Origin of the sequence: Pseudomonas sp. LPH60 (assembly GCF_030718165.1) — a bacterium.
Classification (GTDB): Bacteria; Pseudomonadota; Gammaproteobacteria; order Pseudomonadales; family Pseudomonadaceae; genus Aquipseudomonas; species Aquipseudomonas danubii.
On record NZ_JAVAJH010000001.1, the window covers coordinates 681,476 to 706,527 of the forward strand.

General features: G+C 63.8%; 26 protein-coding genes. 12 read left to right on the forward strand and 14 right to left on the reverse strand.

Annotated features, from left to right (window positions below):
• Positions 1-119: 119 nt before the first annotated feature.
• The 5 genes from Q8O96_RS03065 to Q8O96_RS03085 all read right to left on the reverse strand — a co-directional run bounded on the left by Q8O96_RS03065 (position 120) and on the right by Q8O96_RS03085 (position 6,389).
• Positions 120-872: an N-formylglutamate amidohydrolase gene (locus Q8O96_RS03065; protein ID WP_115582070.1), complete on the reverse strand. Its 753-nt coding sequence runs from the start codon at positions 870-872 to the stop codon at positions 120-122.
• Positions 856-2,211, reverse strand: coding sequence for a glutamine synthetase family protein (locus Q8O96_RS03070; protein ID WP_305948330.1), 1,356 nt, complete (start codon positions 2,209-2,211; stop codon positions 856-858). The genes Q8O96_RS03065 and Q8O96_RS03070 overlap by 17 nt, the downstream gene beginning before the upstream one ends.
• Positions 2,208-2,852 carry an isochorismatase family cysteine hydrolase gene (locus Q8O96_RS03075; RefSeq protein WP_102861852.1) on the reverse strand — a complete coding sequence of 215 codons (645 nt, stop codon included), beginning with the start codon at positions 2,850-2,852 and terminating at the stop codon, positions 2,208-2,210. Before Q8O96_RS03075 ends, Q8O96_RS03070 begins: the two co-directional genes overlap by 4 nt.
• 2 nt (positions 2,853-2,854) lie before the next feature.
• On the reverse strand, positions 2,855-3,709 hold the full coding sequence (locus tag Q8O96_RS03080) for a MurR/RpiR family transcriptional regulator (RefSeq protein ID WP_102861851.1): 855 nt from the start codon (positions 3,707-3,709) through the stop codon (positions 2,855-2,857).
• 682 nt (positions 3,710-4,391) lie between these two features.
• A complete protein-coding gene (locus Q8O96_RS03085; protein WP_305948331.1) occupies positions 4,392-6,389 on the reverse strand; it encodes a bifunctional diguanylate cyclase/phosphodiesterase in 1,998 nt (665 codons plus the stop codon).
• Positions 6,390-6,601: 212 nt separating this feature from the next.
• Here Q8O96_RS03085 and Q8O96_RS03090 point away from each other — a divergent pair, with 212 nt between their 5' ends.
• Both Q8O96_RS03090 and cobF read left to right on the forward strand, forming a co-directional pair.
• Entirely contained in the window at positions 6,602-7,165 is a 564-nt protein-coding gene (locus Q8O96_RS03090) for a histidine phosphatase family protein (RefSeq protein WP_207167411.1), read from the forward strand.
• 87 nt (positions 7,166-7,252) lie between these two features.
• On the forward strand, positions 7,253-8,014 hold the full coding sequence (cobF, locus tag Q8O96_RS03095; protein WP_115582075.1) for a precorrin-6A synthase (deacetylating): 762 nt from the start codon (positions 7,253-7,255) through the stop codon (positions 8,012-8,014).
• Between the two features lie 60 nt (positions 8,015-8,074).
• On the opposite strand, the gene ftrA is transcribed toward cobF, so the two are convergent.
• Positions 8,075-9,043, reverse strand: coding sequence for a transcriptional regulator FtrA (gene ftrA, locus Q8O96_RS03100; protein ID WP_115582076.1), 969 nt, complete (start codon positions 9,041-9,043; stop codon positions 8,075-8,077).
• Between the two features lie 103 nt (positions 9,044-9,146).
• On the opposite strand from ftrA, the gene Q8O96_RS03105 reads away from it, so the two are divergent.
• From Q8O96_RS03105 to Q8O96_RS03120, 4 genes are all read left to right on the forward strand, one after another.
• Positions 9,147-9,581, forward strand: a complete 435-nt coding sequence (locus tag Q8O96_RS03105) for a rhodanese-like domain-containing protein (protein ID WP_102864118.1) — start codon at positions 9,147-9,149, stop codon at positions 9,579-9,581.
• A 273-nt stretch (positions 9,582-9,854) separates the two neighbouring features.
• Positions 9,855-10,634: an ABC transporter substrate-binding protein gene (locus Q8O96_RS03110; protein ID WP_102864119.1), complete on the forward strand. Its 780-nt coding sequence runs from the start codon at positions 9,855-9,857 to the stop codon at positions 10,632-10,634.
• A 114-nt stretch (positions 10,635-10,748) separates the two neighbouring features.
• The gene (locus tag Q8O96_RS03115) at positions 10,749-11,861 is read left to right on the forward strand and encodes a M14 family metallopeptidase (RefSeq protein ID WP_305948332.1); all 1,113 of its coding nucleotides are present in this window, start codon (positions 10,749-10,751) and stop codon (positions 11,859-11,861) included.
• Between the two features lie 122 nt (positions 11,862-11,983).
• Positions 11,984-12,382, forward strand: coding sequence for a hypothetical protein (locus tag Q8O96_RS03120; RefSeq protein ID WP_305948333.1), 399 nt, complete (start codon positions 11,984-11,986; stop codon positions 12,380-12,382).
• Here Q8O96_RS03120 and Q8O96_RS03125 read toward each other — a convergent pair.
• The 5 genes from Q8O96_RS03125 to Q8O96_RS03145 form a co-directional block, all read right to left on the reverse strand.
• Positions 12,376-12,954, reverse strand: a complete 579-nt coding sequence (locus tag Q8O96_RS03125; RefSeq protein ID WP_102864122.1) for a hypothetical protein — start codon at positions 12,952-12,954, stop codon at positions 12,376-12,378. The genes Q8O96_RS03120 and Q8O96_RS03125 overlap by 7 nt on opposite strands.
• A gap of 167 nt (positions 12,955-13,121) precedes the next feature.
• Complete coding sequence (locus tag Q8O96_RS03130) at positions 13,122-14,765, reverse strand: B12-binding domain-containing radical SAM protein (RefSeq protein ID WP_242553918.1); 1,644 nt, start codon at positions 14,763-14,765, stop codon at positions 13,122-13,124.
• 187 nt (positions 14,766-14,952) lie between these two features.
• A complete protein-coding gene (locus tag Q8O96_RS03135; protein ID WP_115582081.1) occupies positions 14,953-15,867 on the reverse strand; it encodes a DMT family transporter in 915 nt (304 codons plus the stop codon).
• A gap of 99 nt (positions 15,868-15,966) precedes the next feature.
• Positions 15,967-16,743 carry an AraC family transcriptional regulator gene (locus tag Q8O96_RS03140; protein WP_305948334.1) on the reverse strand — a complete coding sequence of 259 codons (777 nt, stop codon included), beginning with the start codon at positions 16,741-16,743 and terminating at the stop codon, positions 15,967-15,969.
• A 97-nt stretch (positions 16,744-16,840) separates the two neighbouring features.
• Positions 16,841-17,623: a hypothetical protein gene (locus tag Q8O96_RS03145; RefSeq protein WP_115582083.1), complete on the reverse strand. Its 783-nt coding sequence runs from the start codon at positions 17,621-17,623 to the stop codon at positions 16,841-16,843.
• A gap of 439 nt (positions 17,624-18,062) precedes the next feature.
• Here Q8O96_RS03145 and folE point away from each other — a divergent pair, with 439 nt between their 5' ends.
• From folE to Q8O96_RS03160, 3 genes are read left to right on the forward strand one after another with little or no spacing between them, the layout of a single operon-like run.
• Positions 18,063-18,623: a GTP cyclohydrolase I FolE gene (folE, locus tag Q8O96_RS03150; protein ID WP_102864126.1), complete on the forward strand. Its 561-nt coding sequence runs from the start codon at positions 18,063-18,065 to the stop codon at positions 18,621-18,623.
• A complete protein-coding gene (locus tag Q8O96_RS03155) occupies positions 18,624-19,151 on the forward strand; it encodes a chalcone isomerase family protein (RefSeq protein ID WP_115582084.1) in 528 nt (175 codons plus the stop codon). It abuts the gene before it with no gap.
• A 24-nt stretch (positions 19,152-19,175) separates the two neighbouring features.
• Entirely contained in the window at positions 19,176-19,703 is a 528-nt protein-coding gene (locus tag Q8O96_RS03160) for a DUF3833 domain-containing protein (protein ID WP_102864128.1), read from the forward strand.
• Positions 19,704-19,725: 22 nt separating this feature from the next.
• On the opposite strand, the gene Q8O96_RS03165 is transcribed toward Q8O96_RS03160, so the two are convergent.
• Entirely contained in the window at positions 19,726-20,187 is a 462-nt protein-coding gene (locus tag Q8O96_RS03165) for a thiol-disulfide oxidoreductase DCC family protein (protein WP_102864129.1), read from the reverse strand.
• Between the two features lie 157 nt (positions 20,188-20,344).
• Between Q8O96_RS03165 and Q8O96_RS03170 the strand changes: the two genes are divergently transcribed.
• The gene (locus Q8O96_RS03170; RefSeq protein ID WP_305948335.1) at positions 20,345-21,664 is read left to right on the forward strand and encodes an Nramp family divalent metal transporter; all 1,320 of its coding nucleotides are present in this window, start codon (positions 20,345-20,347) and stop codon (positions 21,662-21,664) included.
• An 80-nt stretch (positions 21,665-21,744) separates the two neighbouring features.
• Here Q8O96_RS03170 and Q8O96_RS03175 read toward each other — a convergent pair whose 3' ends face one another.
• Positions 21,745-22,692 (reverse strand): LysR family transcriptional regulator, encoded by a 948-nt coding sequence (locus tag Q8O96_RS03175; RefSeq protein ID WP_305948336.1) that lies wholly within the window; start codon positions 22,690-22,692, stop codon positions 21,745-21,747.
• A gap of 192 nt (positions 22,693-22,884) precedes the next feature.
• Here Q8O96_RS03175 and Q8O96_RS03180 point away from each other — a divergent pair, with 192 nt between their 5' ends.
• Positions 22,885-23,310 carry a DMT family transporter gene (locus Q8O96_RS03180; RefSeq protein ID WP_249735905.1) on the forward strand — a complete coding sequence of 142 codons (426 nt, stop codon included), beginning with the start codon at positions 22,885-22,887 and terminating at the stop codon, positions 23,308-23,310.
• A gap of 2 nt (positions 23,311-23,312) precedes the next feature.
• Complete coding sequence (locus tag Q8O96_RS03185) at positions 23,313-23,762, forward strand: DMT family transporter (RefSeq protein ID WP_115582086.1); 450 nt, start codon at positions 23,313-23,315, stop codon at positions 23,760-23,762.
• 70 nt (positions 23,763-23,832) lie between these two features.
• On the opposite strand, the gene glcF is transcribed toward Q8O96_RS03185, so the two are convergent.
• On the reverse strand, positions 23,833-25,050 hold the full coding sequence (glcF, locus tag Q8O96_RS03190; protein WP_305948337.1) for a glycolate oxidase subunit GlcF: 1,218 nt from the start codon (positions 25,048-25,050) through the stop codon (positions 23,833-23,835).
• Positions 25,051-25,052: the final 2 nt, after the last annotated feature.

Below are 25,052 nucleotides of genomic sequence, written 5' to 3' on the forward strand. Positions count from 1 at the left end.
TCGCGCGCCGGTCTGTGTTTGAACCTGGCAGGGTTAAAGACACACCACAGCGGTTTTTCTTGTTGTTGTTCCTGTCCTGCAAACAGCCTTTGTTGCGTTCAAGCGTCTTTCAACATCCGTTACAGCAGTGGCGCCAGACAGTCGCTCCAGTGCTGCACCGCTTCAGGGCTGCGCAACAGGTCGTTGCGCACCTCGATCAGTACCGACTCCAGGCCCCGCGCATCACCGTGCACCGGCACGGTCATGTCGCTCAAGGGGTCGATTTCATAAGGCTGGTTGCCCGCCACCTTTATCGGCAGGGTCCACAAACCTTCCAGTATCCGCGCCGCGTAGGCGGTGGCGCTGCCATACAGCACGCCGACTTCCAGCGCGCGTGGCTGGCTGTAGTACACCGGGGTGAAGCTGTGAATCCCCACCACTCGTACCTCGCGCCCCTCGGCCAGGCGCCGGTCGATGATCCGCTGCAGACGCTGGTGGAACGGCGTGAACAGCTGCTGGCGGCGGTACTCGCGGGTGGCCTCGTCCAGGTGCTGGTTGCCGGGCACCTGATAGATCTCGCTTTGCAGCGGGATGCTGTCGGGGGCATGCCGCGGCCGGTTGAGGTCGATCAGCAGCCGCGAATAGTTGGCCGCGATCAGGGTCGCGCCCAGGGCCTGGGACAGGCTCTGGGCCAGTTCCAGGGCGCCCGGGTCCCAGGCGATATGCTCGCGGGCCGCCACCTTGTCCAGGCCCAGGTCGTGCAGGGCCGGTGGAATGTAGTGGCTGGCGTGTTCGCACACCAGGATCAGCGGATGCGTGGAGTCTTCGCGGAACAGGCGATAGGCCGGCTCGGTATAGAAACCGTGCTCGGCGGATTTAGTACAGGTGTCCATAGTGCTCACAGAGATCGGCAGCGGTCAGGTGCTCGGTCAGGGACACTTCCTTTTGTTTGACGGCGAAATAGGTGCTCAGCAGCTCCGGCGGCAGGGTCTGCAGCAATTCCGTGTTGCTGCGCAGGCATTCCAGGGCCTGGGTCAGGGTGCTGGGCAGGGGGACGATGCCGCTGGCCAGGCGCTGTTCGGTGCTCAGCTCATCGGGGACCTTGTCGGTCATTGCGTTGAGCGGCAGCTTCTGTTCAAGGCCCAGGCGTCCGGCGATCAGGATCACGGCCATGGCCAGGTGTGGCGAGGCGGTGGCATCCAGGGCGCGGAATTCCAGGTTGTACTGCGGCGCCAAGGGCTTGCCGCCGATGTCCACGGTGGGGCAGATGCGCAGCGAGGCTTCGCGGTTGCGCAGGCCCAGGCAGGCGTAGGAGGCGCTCCAGTGATGGGGTTGCAGGCGTTCATAGGACAGCGGCGTCGGCGCGGTGAAGGCGCACAGTGCCGGCAGGTGCTTGAGCACCCCGGCGGCCCAGTGCTGGCCCAGCCGTGACAGGTCGTCGCCGCGGACCGCCTGGGGATCGTAGAGCAGTGGCGTGCCGTCCAGGTCTTGCAGGCTCAGGTGCAGGTGCACCCCGTTGCACACGGCGTCCGCCGCGGTCTTGGGGGCGAAGCTGACCCGTTGCCCCAGCTGCCGGGCCACCTCCCGGGTGATCTCGCGCACGTTCACCGCGCGGTCGGCGGCGGCCAGGCCCTGGGTCGGGCGGCAGGTGATCTCGTATTGCTGCTTGCCGTATTCGGGGAGGAACATTTCCGGTTCGACAGCGGCCGCCCGCAATGCCGCCAGCAGCCAGCCACCGAAGGCCGCGCCCTGGCGCTGGGCCTCCAGGGAGAAGGCCAGGTGCTCGCGCTGAGCGGCGCCGCTGTCGAGGTTGAATTCGTGCTCGAAGGCGGCGGTGATCTGGATGCCCAGCTCACGGTAGCGCTCGACCTCGTTGCGCAGCAGGGTGCGCGGGCAGGCGGCCCAGGGCTGGCCATCGGTCTGGCAGATATCGGCGTGAATGAAGTCCAGGGGCGCGGCCGTGGCATCCGGACCGGCGCCGACAGTGACCCGGCTGTCCAGGTCGGGTATTAGCCGCAGGTCGCCATAGGCGCCCCAGGGGTTGTCCTCGGCGATCAGGTCCTGGGGCGTCAGGGCGCTGTTGGCCGGCACCCAGCCACAGCCGCCGACCCGGTAGCGCTCCAGCTCGTCGCTGGGAAAGGAGCGGCCCCGGGTGACGCCGATCAAGTCGGTGGTGACGATGCTGGTCATGGCCAGTGGCGTCAGGGCCTCGATGCCCTGGCCGCGGCTCATCCGCGGATCTCCCGCAGGCGGCCGAGCACGGTCTGGGTATCGGTGATCCAGCAGTAGCCCTTGATCGCATTCAGGCAGGCCTGGTGCCGAGTATCGCTATAGGTGGCGCAGGCGTCCTCGACCAGGGTCACCAGGTAGCCGCGGTCGGCGGCGTCACGCACGGCCATGTCCACGCACTGGTCGGTGACGATCCCGGCGACGATCAGGTGCCGGGTTTCCAGGTTGCGCAGCACGTAGTCGATGTTGGTGGAGTTGAACACCCCGGAAGAGGTCTTGGGCAGGACGATCTCGTTTTCCACCGGTGCCAGCTCGTCGATGATCGCTGCCTGGGGGCTGCCCTTGGGCAGGTGCATGTCCGACAGCTTGTGGTCCAGGGAGCGGTCACGGCCGTCGGCGGTCAGGCTTTCGATAATGGTGTGCAGCACGTTCTGCCGTGCTTCGCGCACTGCGGCCAGCAGGCGTTGCTGGTTGGGGATCACCTGCTCCCGGGCACGCTTGAGAAAGGCCTCGCCCTCGGGGCCTTGCAGGTGCGGGTCGAACTGCGGTTCGAGCCAGGCGCGCTGCATGTCCACCAGCAGCAGGGCCGTGTGATCGACGACGAAGGGCAAGTCCCGGGGCGAACGGTGGGGCAGGCTGAACATCCTTATTTCTCCTCCAGCACATGGGTATCAAATTGCGCCCGCAGGGCGTCGATGCCCTCCAGGCGTTGATCAAGATCGGCGCTGCGCGGGGTCAGGCAGGCGATCAGCGCCTCGACCTGGGCCAGCGCCGGCACCAGGGTGTCGAATGGCGACAGGGACTCCACCGGGGCACTGATGATCAGGTCCGCCAGCTCCCGCAGCGGCGAGGCATAGATATCGGTGAACAGCACCACCCGGGCGTTGCGCGCCTTGGCTGCGCTGGCCACCCGCAGGGCCTGGGACTGATAGCGGCGGTAGTCGAACAGCAGCACCACATCCTGGCGCTGCAGATCGAACAGGCGGTCCGGCAGTTGCGCGTTGTCTTCAAGAAAGAAACAGCCGGGGCGCATCAACCGCAGGTGGTTGAGCAGGTAGTGGGCGAGGAAGCTGCTGAAGCGTCCGCCAAAGCAGTACAGCTGATGACGGCTGTCCAGCAGCCAGTCCATGAGTACGCGGATGTCTTCGGGCTGGGTCAGGGACTGGGTGTCGTGCAGGGCGCGCTGGCTGTCCGCCAGGTAGCGGCTCCAGGTATCGCCCTGGGCCACTTGTGAGCGTGGGCGCAGCAGGGTGCTAGGGGAGCGCAGGCGGTCGTCCATGTCGCTGAGCAGGGCTTCCTGGAATTCCCCGTAGCCGCTGAAGCCGAGTTTCTTCACCAAGCGCACGATGGTCGGGTCGCTGACCCCGGCGTGTTCTGCCAGGCGTGACATTGGCCCCAATCCGTTGCGCGGGTAGTGGTCGAGCAGGGCGCGCACGACTTTGCGCTCTGAAGGCGTCAGGTCGAGGGCGGGGTCGGTGATCAGGTCTCGGAGAGAGGGCATCGGGGTGCCTTGGAAACTGAGTGTCGTTTTTGTTTCATAAAATGGCTAAATGATATTTATGTAATGGACGTTACATGTCTAGTGAAATTTGCGTTGGTGGTGAAATGCTCTGAAATGGGGCGGGGCGGGGCGGGGCGGGGCGGAGGCGGGGTGGGGTGGAGTTGAGGCGGGGGGACATATCCGTTGCTGCGGGTGGGGCGGTTGGCGGTTTCGCCCTTACGGCGAGTCACTTTGGAAAGAGCCCAAAGTAACCAAAGGCTCTTGCCCCTCCACTCGGTGCCTCGCCTAGGCTCGGCATGCCCGAACGCAGGCATTGATCCGTGGGCCGCCGCCACCGGCCATCCCTGGCCGGGTGGCGGCTAACCCGGCATCCCTGCCGGGTTACCCACGGATAAATGCCTGCGTTCGGCCATCGTGGTTAACGGGGCGTTCAGATCAAGATCAAGATCAAGATCAAGAGCCAGACGGCGGCCTTGCGGCCGGCCTGAAGCTAAGGGTCGTGCGTTTCTGTAGGAGCTGCGGTGGTTGGGCCTCCGTAGGAGCTGGCTTGCTAGCGAAGGCGTCCGCCCGGGCGCTGCAGGTCTTGCGGGGCTCTTCGCCGGCAAGCCGGATCTTGCCCTGACGGAATGGTTCAACAAGGTGGGCAATGAGGCGCTGGGCGAAAGGCGTTCGATCAAGGCGCTCAGGCTTTGCCCACGCTGCCCACTGGTTGATCGAGGGGCGCTTTCTTTGGCCCGTCGCTATCCAGTTCGATCAGTTCGGCCAGGGGGACTGCCGGGGAGAAGATGTAGCCCTGGGCGCAGCGGATGCCAATGCTCTGGAGAATGTCGATCTGCTCCTGGGTTTCAACCCCTTCGGCCGTCAGTGTCGCCTGGTACAGGCGCGCGCTTTCCTGGGCGATGGAGACCGCGGTGCGCATCCGTTCATAGTGCAGCAGGGAAATCATCGAGTGGTCGATCTTCACTTCGCTGAAAGGATATTTGGCCAGGATGCTCAGGGCCGAGTAGCCGGTGCCGAAATCGTCCAGGGACAATCCCACGCCGTGATCCTTGAGCAGAAGCATGTTGTGCGCCACTTGCTGGGTGTCTTGCAGCAGGGTGCTCTCGGTCAGTTCCAGGGTCAGGCGAGCGCCGGGAAGCCCGGCTTCCTTGAGGCGCTGGATCAGCAGGACGGCAAAGTTGGCATCGCTCAGGGTCGAGGACGAGACGTTCACCGCCAGCGGTCCTTGGAGTCCGGCATCGATGTAGTACCGGGCGTCGCGGATCACCGCTTCGATGGTCGCCCATTCGAAGGCTTGCTGCAGGTCGTGGTGGCGGATCACTTCCAGGATCAGCAAGGGGGAAATCGCCGCGCCCTGGTCGTCCTGGGCCCGCAGCAGGGCTTCGGCGCCGATGATCGTGCGTTGGCTCAGGCAGAACTTTGGTTGGTAATACAGCGGCGGGGTGTTCGATCGCACCCACTCCAGCAGTTGCTGGCGGATGCGTTCGTTGTTTTGCGCCTGTTCGATCAGCGACTGGTGCAGGTACCGCACCGGCTGTCTGTTGTCCTGCAGGGCCAGGCTGATGTTGCGCAAGGTGACGTTGGCGCTGTCTCCGGCGCAGGCATCGATCACGCAGAACTGCAGCTTGGGCGACAGGCTGCCGTCGCTGGGCAAACCGGCCTGCAAGGTCATCTGCAGGGTGGCGAGCAGCGCCGATTCTTCGACCTGCTGGATGGAGCGGTACGGCACCACCAGTGCCAGGCTCAGGTCCGAGAACATGAAGGCGCGGTGGGCGGCGCTGGCTTGCAGGGCATGGCTGGAGGCGCCGCTGCTGAATTCTTGCGCCAGGGAGATCAGCAACTGGTCGGTCCAGTCATGGCCGTGGATGGCGACCAGGTCCTTGAGGTTGCTGATTTTGATCACGATCAGGGTGTGGGGGATGCGCCGCTCTTTGTTTTGCTCCAGCATCTGGTCGAGGTGGTCGCGCAGGGCACGGCGATTGGGCAGTTGGGTGGTCGGATCGGTCAGGGCCTGTTGCAGCAGGCTTTGCTGGGCCAACTGGTAGCGCGCTTCGCGGCGCAGCATGGCGAATATCAGGATGATCATGGGCAGGGAGAGCAGGGTCGAGCTCAGTCGCAAGGACAGCAGTTGCGCGGTGATGCTGGAGCTGACCGTGCCCATCCAGTCGATGATCTGCATCGGGACGATGGCCGCGCCGAGTCGCATCAGGATCACCAGCAGCATGTCCTTCAGGCTCAGGGCGCTCAGGTCGCGGGTTTCGAACCAGCGATGGAGCAGCATGCCCCCCAGGGCCACCAGGCTAAAACTGAACAGCGCCTCTTCGAACTGCGCGGCGCCGGCAATCCAGTAACGAGCCAGTGCCACCAGGACCAGGCAGGTCATGCCGCCCCACCAGCCTCCCAGCAAACCGGCGAGAAACAGCATGTCGTTGCTCAGGAAAATCTTCACCGGGGTCTGCATGAACCCGGAGGCGAGGGCGATCAAGGCGGCGTTGCTGGTGCCCAGGATCAAACCCAGCAGGATCTTTTTCGACTTGATCAGGCGCTGGGCGTCCTGACGCAGCATCAGCAGGATGCTGAAGATCCCTACCAGGGCAACGTATTGCAGCAGGACGATGGGTTGGAGTGAGGCGTTGAGCGCAAGGTCGAGAGACAGGAGCTCCCACATACCGCTGTGCATGGTGTCGAGGTACCTGATTCGAGTCGAAGTGTGGGAACTTCGCGGAGAATAAAGGCGTACTGTTTGGGTTGCCTATAAGCCATTTCTTGTTTGGTGATCAGGCTTTTCTTGAGTTTCTGAGGAATTTTCAACCTGTCCCCTGCTGGGAAATAGCCCCGTGGTCGTGCTAAAAACCGGCCTCAGCCCTGATGTTCCTTTGTCGAGATAACCCCTTGCCGGCCACCCGTTTGACGCTGATCTGCCACGCCCGTACCGCCGCCCAGAAGCTGGGGCGCTTTCCCCTGGACGAAGCCGTGGAGATGGATTGGCAGGCCCAGGCCCTGAGCCGGGCTGCGCAGTTCAGGCACCACCCGCAGGTGCTGTGCGGGCCGGAGCGGCGAACCTGTCAGACGGCGGCGCTGTTCAGCGCAGCGCCGCAAGTGCAGGAAGCCCTGCGTGACTATGGCTTCGGCGCCTGGCAGGGGATGGGGATCGGCGATCTGCAACGCCAGCAGCCGCAAGCCTTGCAGGCCTGGCTGGACGACCCTCACAGCGCCCCGCCGGGAGGCGAGTCGGTCGTCGGGTTGTGCCGGCGCGTGGCGCAGTGGCTGGAGCAGATGGCCCAGCGTCCGGGGCACTGGTTGGCAGTGACCCATCCCTTTGTCATGCGTGCGGTGCTGCTGCAGTTGCTGCAGGCGCCCCTGGGCAGTTTCAACCTGATGGATATCGAGCCCCTGTCGCGGATCGATCTCAGCCATGCCGGTCGCTGGCGCCTGCGCCTGGATGGCCGTGACTGAGAACTGTGCCCGGCGTTCGGGGCATTTCTCCGGGCGCCAAAGCCGCCCATACTTGCCCCCTGGCACAGCAGCGAGAACCGGATCCCCATGAAAACCCTCCTGATCATCGGCATCGGCGCCGGCAACCCCGATTTCATCACCATTCAGGCGATCAAGGCGCTGAACCGCAGTGACGTGGTGTTCCTGATGGACAAGGGGCCGAGCAAGGACTCGCTGATCGATCTGCGGCGCGAGCTGTGCCAGCGTTATCTCACCGAGCGTCCTTATCGCTTCGTCGAAGCCCAGACCCCGGAACGCCAGCGCGGCGATGTGGACTACCAGGCCAGCGTCCAGGCCCTGAACCAGGACAAGCAGCAGGTCTTCGAGCGGCTGATCAACGAGGAACTGGCAGAGGGCCAGACCGGTGCCTTCCTGGCCTGGGGCGACCCGTCGCTGTATGACAGCACCCTGCGCATCCTGCAGCAGATCCTGGCCAGTGGTGCGGCGCAGTTCGAGTATCAGGTGATCCCCGGCATTACCAGCGTCCAGGCCCTGGCGGCGCAACACAAGGTGGCGTTGAACCGTATTGGCCGTTCAGTGGAAATCACCACCGGGCGGCGTCTGGCGGCGGGACAGGTCGGTGATGCCGACAGCCGGGTGGTGATGCTCGATGCCGAGGACTCCTACCGCCAGCTGCGCAATCAGGACCTGGACATCTATTGGGGCGCCTACCTGGGCACGGCGGACGAAATCCTCATTGCCGGGCGCCTGGACGAGGTCGCCGACGACATCCAGCGGGTCCGTCGCCAAGCGCGCGAGGCGCATGGCTGGATCATGGATACCTACCTTCTGCGCAAACCGGAGCCTTAGACACTGGCCGGAATGGACGCCACCGGATAAGCGTGGTGTTCTTCGCCGGCAAGCCAGCTCCTACGAGGGGGATTTTTGGCCGAAGCGTTCGCGGTAGGCCGAGGGCGGCAGGCCCACCAGGCTGCGAAAGGCCACGCGAAAACTTTCCACCGAACGATAACCGCAATGCAGGGCGATGCTTTCCGTGGTCTGGCTGCCGCTTTCCAGCAGTTCCCGGGCCCGGGCCAGTCGCTCATGTTGCAGCCAGGCCTTGGGCGTGGCGCCGGTGGCGGCGCTGAAACGTCGCAGGAAGGTGCGTTCGCTCATCAGCGCTCGGGCCGCCAGGTCGCTCACCGTCAGCGGCTCATGCAGGCGCTCCCGAGCCCATTGCATGACCTGCGACAGGTCGCTGCGCGGGGTGCGGCTGACCGGAGCCGGAATGAACTGGGCCTGGCCGCCGGTCCGTTGGGGCGACATCACCAGGCGTCGGGCCACGCTGTTGGCCACCCGAGTGCCAAAGTCCCGGGCCACCAGGTGCAGGCAGGCATCGATCCCGGCGGCGCTGCCGGCAGACGTGATCAGTTGGCCGGCGTCCACGTAGAGCACATCCGGGTCCACCCAGATGTCCGGGAAGCGCTCGGCCAGCTCTTGGGTGTAGCGCCAGTGGGTGGTGGCGCCCAGGCCGTTGAGCAGGCCGCTGGCCGCCAGAGCGAACACCCCCGAGCAGATCGACAGCAGCCGCGCACCGCGGTGGTAGGCCCGGCGCAGGGCCTCCATCAGCTCGGGCGGCGGCGCCTGGTCGCGGCTGCGCCAGCCGGGAATGATGATGGTCCGGGCCTGCTCCAGCAGTTCCAGGCCGCCATCGGCCAGTATCCGGATACCGCCCGCGGCACGCATCGGCCCCGGGTCCACGGCGACGATGCAGTGCTCATACCAGGGAAAGTCGAACTCCGGCCGGGCCAGGCCGAAGATTTCCACGGCGATGCCGAATTCGAAGGTGCAAAGGCCGTCATAAGCCAGGATCGCGACCAAGCCGGGAGGATTGTGCATTTGGCGGAAAGTTACCAGAGGGTGTCCGGAGCGCCACTTTAACGCGGTGGGGCAGGGCCGATAAAGTTCTTCCCACCTTAATCGCCACGTTCTGGAGACGCCCATGACCAGCCTGGTCCGCAGCATTGCCGCCGCCCCTTCGGCCATTGCCCTGATGCATTTTTGCAACCGCCTGACCTTTGAAACCGACTGCTCCGACGTCTACAGCAGCCAGGAGGCCGGTGAAGTGGATTTTGTCCTGGTGGATGTGCGGGGCCCCGAGGCCTTTGCCCGCGGCCATGTCCCCGGGGCGATCAACCTGCCCGGGCACTTGCTCACCGTCGAACAGCTGGCCGGTTATCCCCGCGACACCCTGTTCGTGGTGTATTGCGCCGGTCCTCATTGCAACGGTGCGAACAAGGCGGCGGTCAAGCTGGCGGCCCTGGAATACCCGGTCAAGGAGATGATCGGTGGGGTCACCGGCTGGCTCGATGAGGGCTTTGAGCTCAGCACCGGGCAACCGCGCAGCGAGGGGCCGGATCTGTCCTGCGCCTGCTGAGGGGCCACTGCGCTGGCGGCGGCCCCAGGCTGCGGCTAGCGCAGGATGTGTCGGTAAAAATGGTCCGTTCTGAGGCGAACGTCGGGTGTTTCAGGGTCAAATGCACCACGCCGGGGCGAGGGGGAGGGCGCAGAATCGCGGCAGCGTGTTTTTTATAAGTATTTGTCGCATAAACACAATTTGCTTCCCGGGAGCCGCTCTAGACTGCTGGCCACTTCGATTTGCCCATAATCGAAACCAGCCAATAAAAGTCTCCGCCTCCTGGAGTTATAAATGAATAAGTTTGCGCTGTTTGGTGCCTTGGCACTGTCGCTGTTTTCCCTGACCGCTTCGGCCGATGAGGCCAAGCCGATCCGTATCGGTATCGAAGCCGGCTACCCACCGTTCTCGATGAAGACGCCCGACGGCAAGCTCACCGGTTTCGACGTGGACCTGGGCGATGCCCTGTGTGAGCAGATGAAGGTCAAGTGCACCTGGGTCGAGCAGGAGTTCGACGGCCTGATCCCGGCGCTGAAGGTGAAGAAGATCGACGCCATCCTGTCGTCCATGACCATCACCGACGATCGCAAGAAGAACGTCGATTTCACCATCAAGTACTACCACACCCCGGCGCGCTTCGTGATGAAGGCCGGCACCACGGTCAAGGACCCGCTGACCGAGCTCAAGGGCAAGAAAGTCGGCGTACTGCGCGCCAGTACTCATGACCGTTTCGCCACTGAAGTGCTGGTGCCGGCCGGCATCGACCTGGTGCGCTACGGTTCCCAGCAGGAGGCCAACCTGGACATGGTGTCCGGTCGTGTCGACGCGCTGCTGGCGGACTCGGTCAACCTCGACGACGGTTTCCTGAAAACCGACGCCGGCAAGGGCTTTGCCTTCGTCGGTCCCGAGTACAACGATCCGAAGTACTTCGGTGGCGGTGCCGGCATTGCCGTGCGCAAGGGCGACAAGGAGCTGGCAGAGAAATTCAACACGGCCATCACCGAAATCCGCGCCAACGGCAAGTACAAGCAAGTGCAGGACAAGTACTTCGACTTTGATGTCTACGGCGAGTAAGCCGCAGGCTGCAAAGCTTGGGTAAAAAAGGTGGCGCCCGTGATCCGGTCGCCACCTTTTTTGTGCGCCGCTGTTTTATTCTGCGCCACGCCTTTTTTGATCCCTGGAGCCACTATGCAACGCATCGACCATTCCTTGCCCTGGGGCCACCTGGGCACTGCGCGCCAGCTCAGCGTGTTTCGCTTCGGCAGCGGTGGCCGCAAGGTGTACATCCAGGCCAGCCTGCACGCCGATGAGCTGCCGGGCATGCGCACCGCCTGGGAGCTGAAGCAGCGCCTGACGGAACTGGAGCGCCAGGGGCGTTTGCAGGCTGTGATCGAACTGGTGCCGGTGGCCAACCCCATCGGCCTCGACCAGCAGGTTCAGGGCAGTCACCTGGGGCGTTTCGAACTGGGCAGCGGCAAGAACTTCAACCGTGCCTTCGTCGAGCTCAGTGGTCCGGTGGGCGACTTGATCGGCAAGCAACTGGGCACTGATGCCGCCGTCAATATCGCCTTGATCCGCCGCACCATGGTCCAGGTGCTGGATGAGCTGCCGGCTCCGGACTCGCAGCTGCAAGCCCTGCACCGATTGCTGCTGCGCCATGCCTGCGACGCCGATATCACCCTCGACCTGCATTGCGATTTCGAAGCGGCGATCCACCTCTATGCTTTGCCCCAGCACTGGCCGCGGTGGCAGTCCCTGGCGGCGCGTCTGAAGGCTGGGGTGGCGTTGCTTTGCGAGGACTCCGGCGGCAGCTCTTTCGACGAATCCTGCTCCTCGCCCTGGCTGCGCCTGGCCCGGGACTTTCCCCAGGCGGCGATTCCCCCGGCCAACCTGGCCACCACCCTGGAGCTGGGCAGCATGGGCGACACCCGGGTCGAGCAGGCGCGAGCCCACTGCGAGGCCATCCTCGGCTTTCTGGCCGAGCAGGGCCTGATCAGTGGCCAGTGGCCCGCTGCACCGGATCACTGCTGTGAAGGCATGCCTTTCGAAGGCACCCAATACCTGTTCGCACCGCACCCCGGAGTGGTCAGTTTTCTGCGCGATGCCGGCGAGTGGGTGGAGCGCGGCGATGCCCTGTTCGAAGTGGTGGACCCCTTGAACGACAGGGTCAGCACCGTGCGTGCCGGCACCAGCGGCGTGCTCTTTGCCCTGGACCGCGGGCGCTACACCCAGCCGGGCATCTGGCTGGCCAAGGTGGCCGGCCGCGAGGCGATTCGCGCCGGCAAGCTGATCAACGACTGAACCGCCAGGGGCGACGCTGACGAGGCGCAGCAACTGGGTTGCCAGGGAACGCTCGGCTGCGTCGGCCCTCGATCCGCCATCGCGCCCTCGCCGGCAAGCCGGCTCATACAGTAGATGTGTCCATGTCCCGAGTGTCCGTGTCTATCCGCCTGCTGTTCACCCTGTGCCTGCTGGCAGCCGGCTTCAATCACCTGCGCGCCGCCCTGGACCATGGGTTGCTCTGGGACTATGGCTATGGCGTCGACACGCCCCTGGCCAGCCGGACCTTCTGGGGCGCCCTGACCTTTTTTGATCCGCTGGCGGCGTTGCTGCTGTGGGTGCGCCCGCGCTGGGGGTTGGTGCTGACCCTGGCGATCATCGTGCTGGATGTCGTGCACAACAGTTTCTATGTGGCGGCCCACAGCCAGTGGCTGGAAACCTTCTACCTGTCCCAGGCGGGGTTCGGGCTGGCGGTGCTGGTGCTGCTGCCTTTGGCCTGGAGGGGGCTGGGCTCACCCCCTGAGTTGAAGCGGGTCTACTGACCGAGGATGTGCTTCATCAGCGCCGCATGGCCGGCCTTGTCGGCGGCCCGGGAAATCACCTGGATCACCGCCATGCGGGTGCCGGAGCCGGCGATCAGGGTCGAGTTCAGGGTCTGGCCGCCGCCCTGGGTCGCGGTGCTGTCGATCTGCCGCACACCGAGGCCCTTGAGGGTCATGCTCTTTTCACTCTGCTTGCTGAAGTCCGGCAGCGCTGCGGCCTGTTGCGACAGGAACCCGCTGACCGCGGCATCGAGAAAGGCGCTGTCGTTGTCCTTGACCTGAGCCGCATTGGGAATGCTGTTCTGCGCGGCGATCACCACGGTGCGGGTGGTGGCGTTGGAATACAGAGTGCCGCTGGCGCCCGCGGTGCCGTCGGCCTCGCTGCCGGCCGGCAGGGCCGAGGCACTGAAGCCCTTGGGCAGGGTGAAGGACAGCTTGCCGTCGAGCATTGAGACTTTTTCTCCCGGCGCCGCTTTGGCCGTGGACTTGTCGGCGGCAACCGCGTTCAGCGCACCGAAGCCCGCCACTGCGGCGAACACCAGGACCAGGGCTTTTCTAGCGAAGGATGACATGCACAATCTCCGGGCATGGGATCAGGGGTGCGCATCATCCCACGGTCGTTACAGAAGGCTCCAGAAGGATTTTTCGTAGTGGATCAATGACCACAAGCTGTTTCGGTTCTTGAGGTTTACAAGACACCGAACAGTGGCAATCGGGTTTCTACTTCTCGGGGAGCTGGTTACGTATTGACCGGCCAAGTGCCGCGCCGAACCATCTCTTTGACTCGATCTGCGCCATTGGCACGGACTAGAAGTTCCAGCCTGGCCTTTTCGATGTCCTCAGCGCTCCACAACTCGGTTGCCATCGTGGCCTTCTCATGGGACCAGCCATTGTCGTAGTGACGCACCACATACTGCTGCTGGTACTCCCACATTTCAGTGCCAGGAATGGGCGTCACGATAAACGGGTTGGCGTAGGCCATTCCCGCGCCCATTAGGCTGACCGCGTAGTCGGTGGTTCTTTCTATCAATTCCAGGCTTTCGATAAACGGTTTGGCGCCCGGAGTGGCGGGCGGATTGACAAAGCCCAACATGAAACCGCCAGTGACTTGGATGCCGTGCGCGGTGAATATCTCGATGATTTCAAAGGTGGCTTGCTGAATCGCGTTGAAGCGCGACTTGTTGGAGTTGATCAGGCTTTCCTCGTTGGCACTCTCCACGGCGAGGTAGATGTTGTAGCAGCCGTTTTCGGCAATCGAGCGAATGAACTGCCGGGCTGTCAGTCCGCCCTTGATCGCGGCGATGACGTTGCGGTATTGCGGACTTTTCAGTTCCTGATCATCCAGCTCAGCGAGGAAGCGCTCTCCTTTGTGTAGTAGCACCAGATTGAACAGGCTCAGACCACCTTCTTCGACCCAGGGCAGGTTGTGTTTTTTCAGCAGGCGTCCCACTTCCATGGCATACAGCGGATCGTGCATCAGGTGGTCGTCCTCGATCAGTACCTCGCTCACGCCCTGACTGACCAGGTCCGCCAAGTGCAGGTCGAACCAATCCAACCCCAGGGCACGCCATGGGCCGTTGATCTTGGGTATGTAGCAGAAGTTGCAGTTCACATTGCAGCCAATGGTGGAGAAAATCTGTGCCCAGGCGCCGTGTTTGTGCACCCGAGCGCCGGAGGAGTGATAGGGCTGCAGATAGTGGTTCATATCCAGGAAACTGAAGTCGGGCAAGGGCATGACCCCAAGACGCTCCTCCAGACCCTGGCGGCCAGGGACAATGCTCAAGTAGCTGGATTTGCGCGACGGGCGAACCAGTTGTCCCTGCTGGCCACGATAGGCGACCCCCGGAACTGCATGAATGTCGCCGCCGTCATGGCTTAAGGCGTCAAGCAACAGGGTGAAGGCCCGGTCTGCTTCATTGATCAGGACAAAATCAAATGCGGAGTCCAGCAGCGCGTTCTGCCAATCGCCGCTGGAGTGCGCGCCGCCTGTCACCAGTACCAGGTTGGGATCAATGGACTTGATCAGATCCGCCAGCGCCCGAGCGTTGCCCCATTGCACGGTGTAGTTGCACTGGATGCCGACGATATCGGGTTGTGCCGTCTCGATGATGGTGCGCATCTGCGCATCGCTCAGGCCGTAGCGCAGCAGGTGTCCCTGATCGACTTGCACCAGGGGGGATTCCTGTTCCCAGCCAGCGAAGGGGGCGTCGATGATCTGTACGTCGTAACCGGCGCGCCTGGCCACTGTAGCGATGCGCAGCAGGCCGATGGGAGTACCTGCACGCTTCATCACTTCAAAGGTATCGATGCCGATTTGGGTGAATGCGCTGTCCTTCGGTGCCGGTTCGACCAGGCGCGTGTAGGGCGGAACGAATAGCAGCACTCTTGGGGCTTCGCCATGGGAGCGGCGGCGTGTGGCGCTATGGCTGGTCGTTCGGGAGGGGAGCCCCAGATGCTGCAGGGTCGCTCTGGTGGGGGCTACCGAAAAAAACGGGCCGGTACGATCGAGCCTCTCAGCCCCTTGGGAGGCAATCAGATGCATTTTTTGAGTTCCTTGTTGGTACAGAGAATCAGGCGCCGGAGGTGCGTCGACGTGAGGTAGCGATCACCGCTCCAGCGATGATGAGTAGCGCCGGTATGAGCAGGATCGGGTTGGCGTGGGTTTGGCCGACCAGGATCAGCAACAGGGTGGAAAACAGTGGGGCGAGATAGGAAAGAGCGCCGAGACTCGCCAGGTTGCCGTGTTTGGTCGCGTGATCCCATGCAAAGAACGCCAGGCCAACCGGGCCCAGCCCGAGGCCGATGATCGCCGCCCATTGCCCGTAGTCAGGCTGAACCGTGGTTTCGAACGCCAGGTGACAAAGCGCTCCGGCCACGGCCACCAGGCCGCAGATTGCCCCGATGATGCTGCTGGGAACGTTGCTGAAGCGTCGATTGATCACCGAGTAACCCGACCAGACCAAGGCACAGAGCAAGGCAGCCGCATAGCCAGCGATCGGCATGCTGGCCACGCCGGACTGTGAGCGTTGCTGCATGATGAACGCCGTACCGGCGAGCCCCAGGAGTGCTCCCAGCAGTTGTCGCGGGCGCAGTCGCTGGCCGCCACTGACACCGGCCAGCAAGACGATCAGCAGGGGCCAGAGGTAGGCAATCAGGCTGGCCTCGGCCGGGGGGGCGGCCTTGAGTGCGAAGAAATACAGCGCGTGATAGCCGAAGATTCCCAGAAAGCCTGTGGCCCACACCTTCCATGGCTGACGCCAGCCTTGAAAGCCCGCTGCGCCTCGCAGCCCGAGAATGACCAGGCTGGCCAGAAAGGCTACGGCAAAGCTCAGCGCCAGCAACTCAAAAGGCGGGATGCCTGACGTCAGAGTGGTGAGCAAGGCCAGGCAGGACCACAGAAACACGGCAATCACCCCAATGGCGGTTGCCGAGGCGGCAGATCTTGGGGGTGTGAGCGTTTTGGTAGACGTCGTTGCTTGTGTCATGGGTCCCGCCCGATGAGCGTTTCGAAGCGGGGATGATAGGAAGGACGGTCGGTCGGGTATTGGCCTGTGCTGCCTAATACTTGTTCCAGGCTGCATGTTTCAGCAGGTTATGGTGCGCCTTCGAGCCGATGCCGGTGTCAGGTTGCGGTTTTTTTTCAGCGCATGGTTCAAGGCGCTCTGGTCTGCGTAACCCACTCGATGAGCAATTTCCGTGATCGACAGTCGGGTATCGCGCAGCAGGTCAATGGCCAAGTCCAGGCGCAGCCGCGTCACATGGGCAAAAGGCGTGGTTTTCAGGTGTTGCTCGAAGAGTATGTACAAGCGTCGTTCGCTGGTGCCTGAGATTCGGGCTATTTCAGAGGCGGTCAGATGAGTGTCCAGATTGTTTTCGATATGGGTCAGCGCCCTGGCCAGGGTGAACTGTCCGTGGTCAGGGGTGTGGCTGTGGGGCTGGACCAGAGACGACATCAACAAAGTACTCCAGGATTGAGCCACCTCAGGTGAGCTGGTCAGCAATGGAACGCTGCGTGTGGCGTAGTCAAGCAGGTGACGAATCTCCGGTCTTACCGGAAAGAAGCTTTTTTCGTTGAGCCTCTTGATGGTTTCAGCTTCGAACTTTTGGGTGCGGGGCGATGAAAGCGGAACATCAAGGACCAGGAAAGTGTTTGCGGTACTGGCGGAAAAGGTATGAGAGCAACCTGCCGGGATGATCACGCCCTGGCTCCAGTCGACTTTGCCGCCACGGCCATCGACCTCTATCTCCATGGAGCCTGATTGCGGCAGCACGATCTGGTGATAGTCGTGGTCATGCAGCTCAATCTGGCCGGAGTAGGATCGCAAGGCCAATGAAGCCTTTGGGGGGTCTATGTTGCTCATCACACTCTTCCATAAGACTGACGACGCATGATGCATGAGTGCCTGAGTTCGGCGCCAGTCTCTGTATGCCGAGGTTTTGTGCCGGTTTATTTGCGGTTCAAGGATGTTGTCTGGCGGCGCAACTGATGGTGCTTCGCGCCAACAGGCGCTTGCTCAAACCCAGCACCAGCATTGACACAGCCACTGCCAATCCAAAGGCGAGCATTCCCAGTTTCGGCAGGGCCAGGGCCAGTACCAGGCAGAACGCCGCAAAGGAATACAGGCCGGTGCTCAGCGAGCGCAGCAGCACGGTGGTGAAGGCCACGCCGTGACTCTGGTGGGAGAACACCGCCAGCACGCTGCCGAGCACCGGAAAGACTGCGAGCATGCCGCTCCAGCGTTCGCCAACGGTGCTGGCCAGCAAGGTGACTGCCAGGGTCAGCAGGGCCCCGGCGAGCATGCGGTACACCAGCTTGTCCGACTGGGTGCCGGGCAGGGCGGGCACAGTCTTGACCCGGGGAAACACCCGGGGCGCCAGCAACAGGGCGCTGGCGGCACAGAAAATCGAGAACCCCAGGGAGGGCGGGACCTGGGCGATCACGCTGGCCAGCAGCACCCAGACCAGGGTGGCGATGCTCAGGGCTCCAGGCCAGGCCAGGGTCTGCGCGGCATGGGTGTAGGCAACGCTGAAAGCGATCATGGCGAACAATGCCGAGAGCGCAGCCACTGCGGCGTGGGTGGCGAACACCGGACCTTGCTCCAGGGCCAGAAACAGCAGGATCGGCCCCACCACCACGGGAAAACCCGCAAGCCAGCCGGCAACATTCGGCCCCCAGCGCTTGCTCGCCAGGGAAATCAACAGCAGGAATCCGGGAACTGTCAGCAGTTTCAACAGCAGCATGGGGGGGGGCTCGGTGGATGAACGGTGCGCCACCCTAGCATCCAACCCTGCATCTGACGCGTATCTGGCACGTGTATCTGGCAAAAAGCGAAGCACCGGAGAGAGCAGGCTGGTGCGGGTTTTTCTTGTACGAAATAATGAGGCTGAATCGGTTTTTGAGTTTTTTGTACAAGTATTTACGGGTTTTATCGGGTTTTAATCGATAAAAGTTGTACAAAAATGAAATTCTCGTATAGGTTTTTCAGTGTGAGATGAGGTGGTCACTGGCCAGTTTTAGCTGTCCAGGCTGTCACTCTCCACACTTTGGGGTTCCCGAGGTCAAGCCCTGGTGGAATCAGGGCTGGGCCAGTTGTGTGGTTGGTCACCTCGGGGCCCTCTTTTTCCCCTTGGCGCGTGCAAGGATTTGCCCGCCTCATTCACTTTGCGGAACCTGTGCGCCATGTACGATCCTCTCTCCGAGCATTTCCACTGCATTCTTCAGGGGCTGGGTGAAGATCCATCCCGCGAGGGCCTGCGCGATACCCCGCAGCGAGCGTCAAAGGCCTTGCGTTATCTGTGTCACGGTTACGACACCAGCCTCGAAGAGTTGGTCAACGGCGCGTTGTTCAGTTCCACCAGCGACGAGATGGTGATGGTTCAGGACATCGAGCTGTATTCCCTGTGCGAGCACCATCTGCTGCCCTTCATCGGTCAGGCCCATGTGGCTTACATCCCCACCGGCAAGGTGCTGGGGCTGTCCAAGGTGGCGCGGATCGTCGACATGTATGCGCGACGCCTGCAGATCCAGGAAAACCTGACCCGGCAGATTGCCGAGGCGGTCCAGGAAGTGACCGGGGCGGCCGGGGTGGCGGTGGTCATCCAGGCGCGGCACATGTGCATGATGATGCGCGGGGTCGAGAAGCAGAACTCGCTGATGAACACCTCAGTGATGCTCGGGGCCTTTCGCGACTGCGCCAGTACCCGCCAGGAATTTCTCCAGCTGTTGCCCAGGCGGTCTTGAATGAACAGCATCCGGCGAGTGCTCGCGGCGCGGTTGTTGTGGCTGCTGGTGTTGTTCAGCGCCACCGCCAGTGCCGGCTGGCAAGAGTCGCTGCCCAATGCACGGCTGCTGGGCAGCGGTGAGTTCAGCTGGTTCGGCTTCAAGGTCTACAACGCCCGGCTCTGGGGCACGGCCTTGCCGTTGACGGCCGACAGCCCCTTTGCCCTGGAGCTGACTTATCGGCGCACGATCCGTCGTGACGAGCTGGTGCAGACCAGCCTGGATGAGATCCAGCGTTTGTCCGGCACTGCAGTCAGCCCGGAGCAACTCAAGGATTGGCAGGCGCAGATGCAGCGCGCCTTCGTCGATGTCGAACCGGGCCAGCGCATCACCGGGGTGTTCCTGCCCGGTCGCGGGGTGCAGTTCTTTGTCGACCAGCGCTTGCAGCACGTGGTCGACGACGAGGCCTTCGCCCGAGCGTTCTTTGCCATCTGGCTCGACCCGCGCACCCGCAATCCGCAGTTGCGCGCACAACTGCTGGGCCGATAGCGGGCGCAGCACAGGAGATGTTCCATGTTCAAGAAATACTTGCTGGTGCTGTGCCTTGGCCTGGTTGCTTGCAGCGACACCGACGTCAAGCAGTACCGTGACCAGAAGCCCGAGCTGGAACTGCGGCAGTTCTTCAGTGGCCGGGTCGAGGCCTGGGGCCTGTTCCAGAAGCGCTCCGGTGAGGTGATCAAGCGCTTCCATGTGCAGATCAACAGCCGCAGCGAAGGCGAGAAGTTCATCATGCATGAGGACTTTACCTACAGCGATGGCACCCGCCAGACCCGGATCTGGACCCTGGTCCCGACGGGGCCCGGTCTGTGGCGCGGGACCGCCGACGACGTGGTCGGCGAGGCCCGGGGCGAAGTCTCCGGCAATGCCCTGCGCTGGCGTTACGTGCTCAACCTGCCGGTGGACGGCACCACCTATCAGGTGCATTTCGATGACTGGATGTACCTGTTGGACGAAAACACCCTGGCCAATCGTTCCTACATGACCAAGTTCGGTTTCGAGCTGGGGCAGGTGACCCTGTTCTTCCGCCGTCAGCCCGGCTGAGGCGCGCTGGCCGGCTCCGGACTCAGGACGGGTCGTCGAGAAAGCGCCCGTGATGGTCGGGGCTGGGCAGCAGGCAGACGTCATGCCGGCCGAACCAGCGGTAGCGGTTGCCGGCGATACGGTCGTAGCCCCAGTCCCGCAGCGGCCGGGGAATCCAGCGCAACAGGCGCAGCCAGCACCAGGGGGCAGGCAGTTGCGCCATCAGGCGGATAAAGGCCTCGGAGCGTTGCGACAGCCCCTGGTCCTCGATCAGCAGCACGCTGTCGAACTGCTCGGTGGGCTGGCCGAACCATTTCAGCAGCGCCTGGCCCTGGGGTGATTGCATCGATGCCAGTTTGATACGCCGCTGGCGGTCGTGGCGGATGACGAAACGCACCGAGGCATTGCACAGCTTGCAGACCCCATCGAACAGCAGCACCCGGTCGCCGGGTTGCAGGAAGGGGGGCTGAGTGTCGGGTTCGGGGGGTGTCGCAGCGCTGTTCACGGGGCCACCTTGGGCGGGAAATCGATACCTGCAGCAGGCGTCGCAAGGGTCTGGAGTGGCAGCAGCATACTCGCCTTCAGGGTGAAAAATCAGGCTTGGGTGGCTGTGCTGAAACCTCTAAGCTGAGCCCTTGCGTCAATTCGTCGTGGAAATCCCCGTGAAATTCAGCCTACCGAAAGTTGCCACCGCCCCCTTTTGTCCGCCGGAGGTGGCGGGCTCCGTGTCCGTCGATCCCAGCGCTTCGCTGTTCAAGCGCCTGCTGCGTTTTGCCGGCCCCGGGTTGCTGATTTCCATCGGCTACATGGACCCGGGCAACTGGGCCACCGCCATCGAGGCGGGGTCGCGCTATGGCTACAACCTGCTGTTCGTGGTGTTGCTGGCAAGCCTGGCGGGGATGGCGGTGCAATGCCTGTGCTCACGCCTGGGTATCGCCACCGGGCGCGACCTGGCGCAACTGTGCCGGGAGCGCTACAGCCGCCGTTCGGCCCGGGCCCAGTGGCTGGCGGCCGAGGTGTCGATCATCGCCACCGACCTGGCCGAAGTGCTGGGATGTGCCCTGGCGTTCCACCTGCTGCTGGGGGTGTCCCTGAGCACCGGGATTGTCATCACCGCCTTCGACACCTTGCTGGTGCTGGCCTTGCAGAACCGCGGTTTTCGCCGGCTGGAAGCGATCATGCTGGCGCTGGTGGCGACCATCGGCGTGTGTTTCTTCATTGAACTGCTGCTGATCAAACCCTATTGGCCGGACGTAGCCCGGGGCTTCACCCCGTCGCTCTCGGCCATCAGCGACGCCGCACCGCTGTACCTGGCGATTGGCATCCTCGGCGCCACGGTGATGCCCCACAACCTCTACCTGCACACCTCGGTGGTGCAGACCCGCTTGATCGGCCAGGACCGGGCCAGTCGTGCCGACGCCATCAAGCTGGCGCGCATCGACACCATCGGCTCCCTGGCCCTGGCGCTGCTGGTGAACGCGGCGATCCTGATCCTCGCCGCCGCGGCCTTCCACAACACCGGCCACAGCAACGTGGTGGAGATCCAGGATGCCTACCACCTGCTCGATCCGCTGGTGGGCGGAGCCCTGGCCAGCGTGCTGTTCGGCGTGGCGCTGCTGGCCTCGGGGCAGAGCTCGACCTTCACCGGGACCATTGCCGGGCAGGTGATCATGGAGGGCTACCTGAACCTGCGGATTCCCTGCTGGCAACGACGCCTGATCACCCGCGGGCTGGCGCTGATCCCGGCGTTCATTGGCGTCTGGCTGCTGGGGGATGGCGCAGTGGGCCAACTGCTGGTGTTGAGCCAGGTGGTGCTGAGCCTGCAACTGCCGTTTGCCCTGTACCCGCTGATCCGCATGACCAACGACCGGCGCCTGATGGGCGAATTCGTCAACCGTTGGCCGACGCGGATCCTCGCCTGGAGCCTGTTTGCTGTCATTAGCGCAGCCAACGCCTGGCTGATCGCTCAACTCTTCCTGTAGGAGCCGGCTGGCCGGCGAAGGGGCCGCTGAGTCTTGTGCAGGGCTTGCCGGCGCTTTCGCTGGCAAGCCAGCTCCTAGGGTTACGGGGCGGGGGCGCGGCGATCCCAATAGGGCTCCGGGCCGAATTTCTCGACGAAGAAGTCGATCACCGTGCGCACTTTCAGTGAGAGGCGCCGGCTGCCGGGCCAAAGGGCGGCAATCTGCTGCGGCTCGAGGCTGGTGGCCACGTCGAAGTCGTCGAACAAGGCCACCAGGCGGCCTTGATGCAGGGCCTCGCCAATCAGCCAGGAAGGAAACATCACCAGCCCCAGGCCCTGTTCGGCGGCCTGGGTCAGGGTGTCGGCGTGGTTGCCGGTCAGGGGGCCCTTGACGCTGTAGGGCGTCCAGTCTTCCCGGCCCCGGCGAAAGAACCAGCGCTGCTGGCCGGTTTCGCCCTTGTAGGCCAGGCACTGGTGCTGCTGCAACTGCTGCGGGTGCTGTGGCGTGCCATGGCGTTCCAGATAGGCGGGGCTGGCCGCCACCCGGTAACGCTGCGGGGCCAGCAGGCGTGCCTGCATCGAGGAATCTTCCAGGGTGCCGATGCGAAACAGCAGGTCGGTGCCGTCCTGCAAAGGATCGATGTAGTTGTCGGTCTGCTGGATCTCCAGTTGCAGTTTGGGGTGGCGGCCCAGCAGCTCGCCCAGCCAGGGCGCCAGGTGTCGCTGGCCAAACACTACCGGAGCATTGATCCGCACCAGCCCGGCCGGTTCGTCCTGCTGTTCCTGCAGCGCCTGTTCGGCTTCTTCCCATTGCGCCAGCACCCGCCGCGCATGGTGGCCCAGCAAGCGCCCGGCCTCGGTGGGGCTGACGGCGCGGGTGTGGCGATAAAGCAACTGCTGGCCCAGGGCCTGTTCCATGAGCTGGATCTGCCGCGAGATGGACGAAGGCGCCAGCCCCTCGCGGCGTGCCACGGCGGAAAAACTGCCCTGGTCGAGCACCGCGATGAACAGGCGCAGGGCCTTGAAGCCCAGGTCGTTGAAGCCTTGCATAGGAAATCCTTGCTGTGCGTTTTACGCAAAGGTGTTGTCGGCATGCTCCCATTTATCGCAAAGAGGGCGCAATCGATAATGCCCGCCATTCCTTGATCCCCAAGCAGGTGTTGTATGTCCTCCAATGTGTTAGATCCAGTGCTGCCGACTCCGGCGGCCCAGGTTGAACCCCGCGCTGGCTGGCAGCGCTTGATGTTGTTGCCCCTGGTGATTCTGGCGGGCATGGGCCTGTCGGTGGAGGCCGGCTTGCTCGGCCCGCTGGGCGCCCAGGTCGGGCATTTGTGGGCGACCTTGAGCATCTTCGGCGTGGGCACGGCATTGCTGTTTCTGCTGCTGTTGTTCAGCGGTCCGCAGCCGGGGCCGGCCTTCAGCCAACTGCCGCGCTGGCAATTGCTCGGCGGGGTGCTGGGACCGATCTACGTGGTGGTGCTGACCCTGGCCACGCCCCATATCGGCATTGCCATGACCATGATCGCGATCCTCTCCGGGCAGGTGGGCAAGAGCGTGCTGATCGACCATTTCGGCTGGTTCGGCAGCGCCCGCAAGCCGGTCAATGGCGAACGCTGGCTGGCCCTGGTGCTGATTGTCGTGGCCCTGATCCTGATCGCCCGAGGTTGAACATGAACCTGATTCTTTTGCTGGTCCTGGTGGTGGCTGCGGGTGCGGTGCTCAGTGTGCAAGCGGCGATCAATGGCCGCCTGGGTGAAAGCGTGGGGGTGTTGCGCAGCAGCCTGCTGACCTTTGCCGTGGGTGCCCTGATCACCGGGCTGCTGATTGTGTTTTTCCAGCCCCCTCAGGCCATGAGCCTGTTGCAGGCGCCGAAATGGCAACTCACTGGCGCGCTGTTTGGCGTGGTCTACATGCTGGTGATGGTCGGCGCGGTGCCCCGGGTCGGCACCGCGGTGGCCACGGTGGCGGTGATCCTCGGACAACTGGCCATGGGCATGCTGATCGACAACTTCGGCTGGTTCGGCAACCCGGCCATCGAGCTGTCGTCCAACCGCCTGCTGGCGCTGCTGTGCCTGGCCCTGGCGCTGTTGTTCATGTACCGCAGCAAGGCACGGCCCTGAGCTGCAAGTGGCAGGCCGCAGGCCACACGCCACAAGTTTCCAGCTTCCAGCTCGGAGCTTGGCGCTTAGCTCAGCTCAGCGCGTCTTCCAGCACCTCGATCCAGTGGCGGACCGGGGTGCGGCCGGCGCCATCGAGGTGGGTCTGGCAGCCGATGTTGGCGGTGACGATCAACTCCGGCTGGCCGCTTTCCAGGGCCCGCAGCTTGTCGTCCCGCAGTTGCCGCGCCAGCGCCGGCTGGGTCAGTGAATAGGTGCCCGCCGAGCCGCAGCACAGGTGGCTGTCGGGCACCGCAGTGAGGTTGAAGCCCAGGCGCTGCAGCAGGCTTTCCACAGCGCCGCCGAGCTTCTGCGCGTGCTGCAGGGTACAGGGGCAGTGGAAGGCCAGACGCTGTTCGCTGTGGGCGCCGAGCTGCTCCAGGGGTTCGGCGCGCAACACTTCCACCAGGTCCCGGGCCAGGGTGCTGACCTGCCGGGCCTTGTCGCGGTAGGCCGGGTCATGGGCCAGCAGGTGCTGGTAATCCTTGATGAAGGCGCCGCAGCCGCTGGCGGTCTGGATGATCGCCTCGGCGCCCTGTTGCAGGTGCGGCCACCAGGCGTCGATGTTGCGTCGGGCGCGCTGCAGGCCGGCTTCCTGGGCGTCCAGGTGATAGTCCACGGCGCCGCAGCAGCCGGCCTCGGCGACCGGCTGCACGCTGATGCCCAGGCGATCGAGGACTCGCGCCGCCGCGGCATTGGTATTGGGCGACAGCCCCGGTTGCACGCAGCCTTCGAGCAACAGCACGCGCCGTGCATGGCGCAGGGGCGGACGCGGCTTGGCGCTGGGCAACTGGCGCGGCAGCTTGTCCTGCAGCGCCTGGGGCAGCAGCGGACGCAGGCGGCTGCCGCCCTGGATCAGGGCCTTGAACAGCTGCGGGTTGGCGCTAAGGGCTCGCAGCCCGCGGCGCAGCAGTTGCTGGCCGGCGGGCCGGGGCAGGGCGGCATCCACCACGGCGCGGCCGATGTCCAGCAGGTGGTGATAATCGACTCCGGACGGGCAGGTGGTTTCGCAGTTGCGGCACTCCAGGCAGCGGTCCAGGTGTTGCTGGACCTGTGCGGTGGCGGTGGCGCCTTCGAGCACCTGCTTGATCAGGTAGATGCGCCCGCGGGGGCCGTCCAGTTCGTCGCCCAGCAACTGGTAGGTAGGGCAGGTGGCGTTGCAGAAACCGCAGTGCACGCAGCTGCGCAGGATGCGCTCGGCTTCGGCTGCCCGGGGCAGTTGCCGGGCCTCGGGGCTGAGGGTGGTCTGCATGG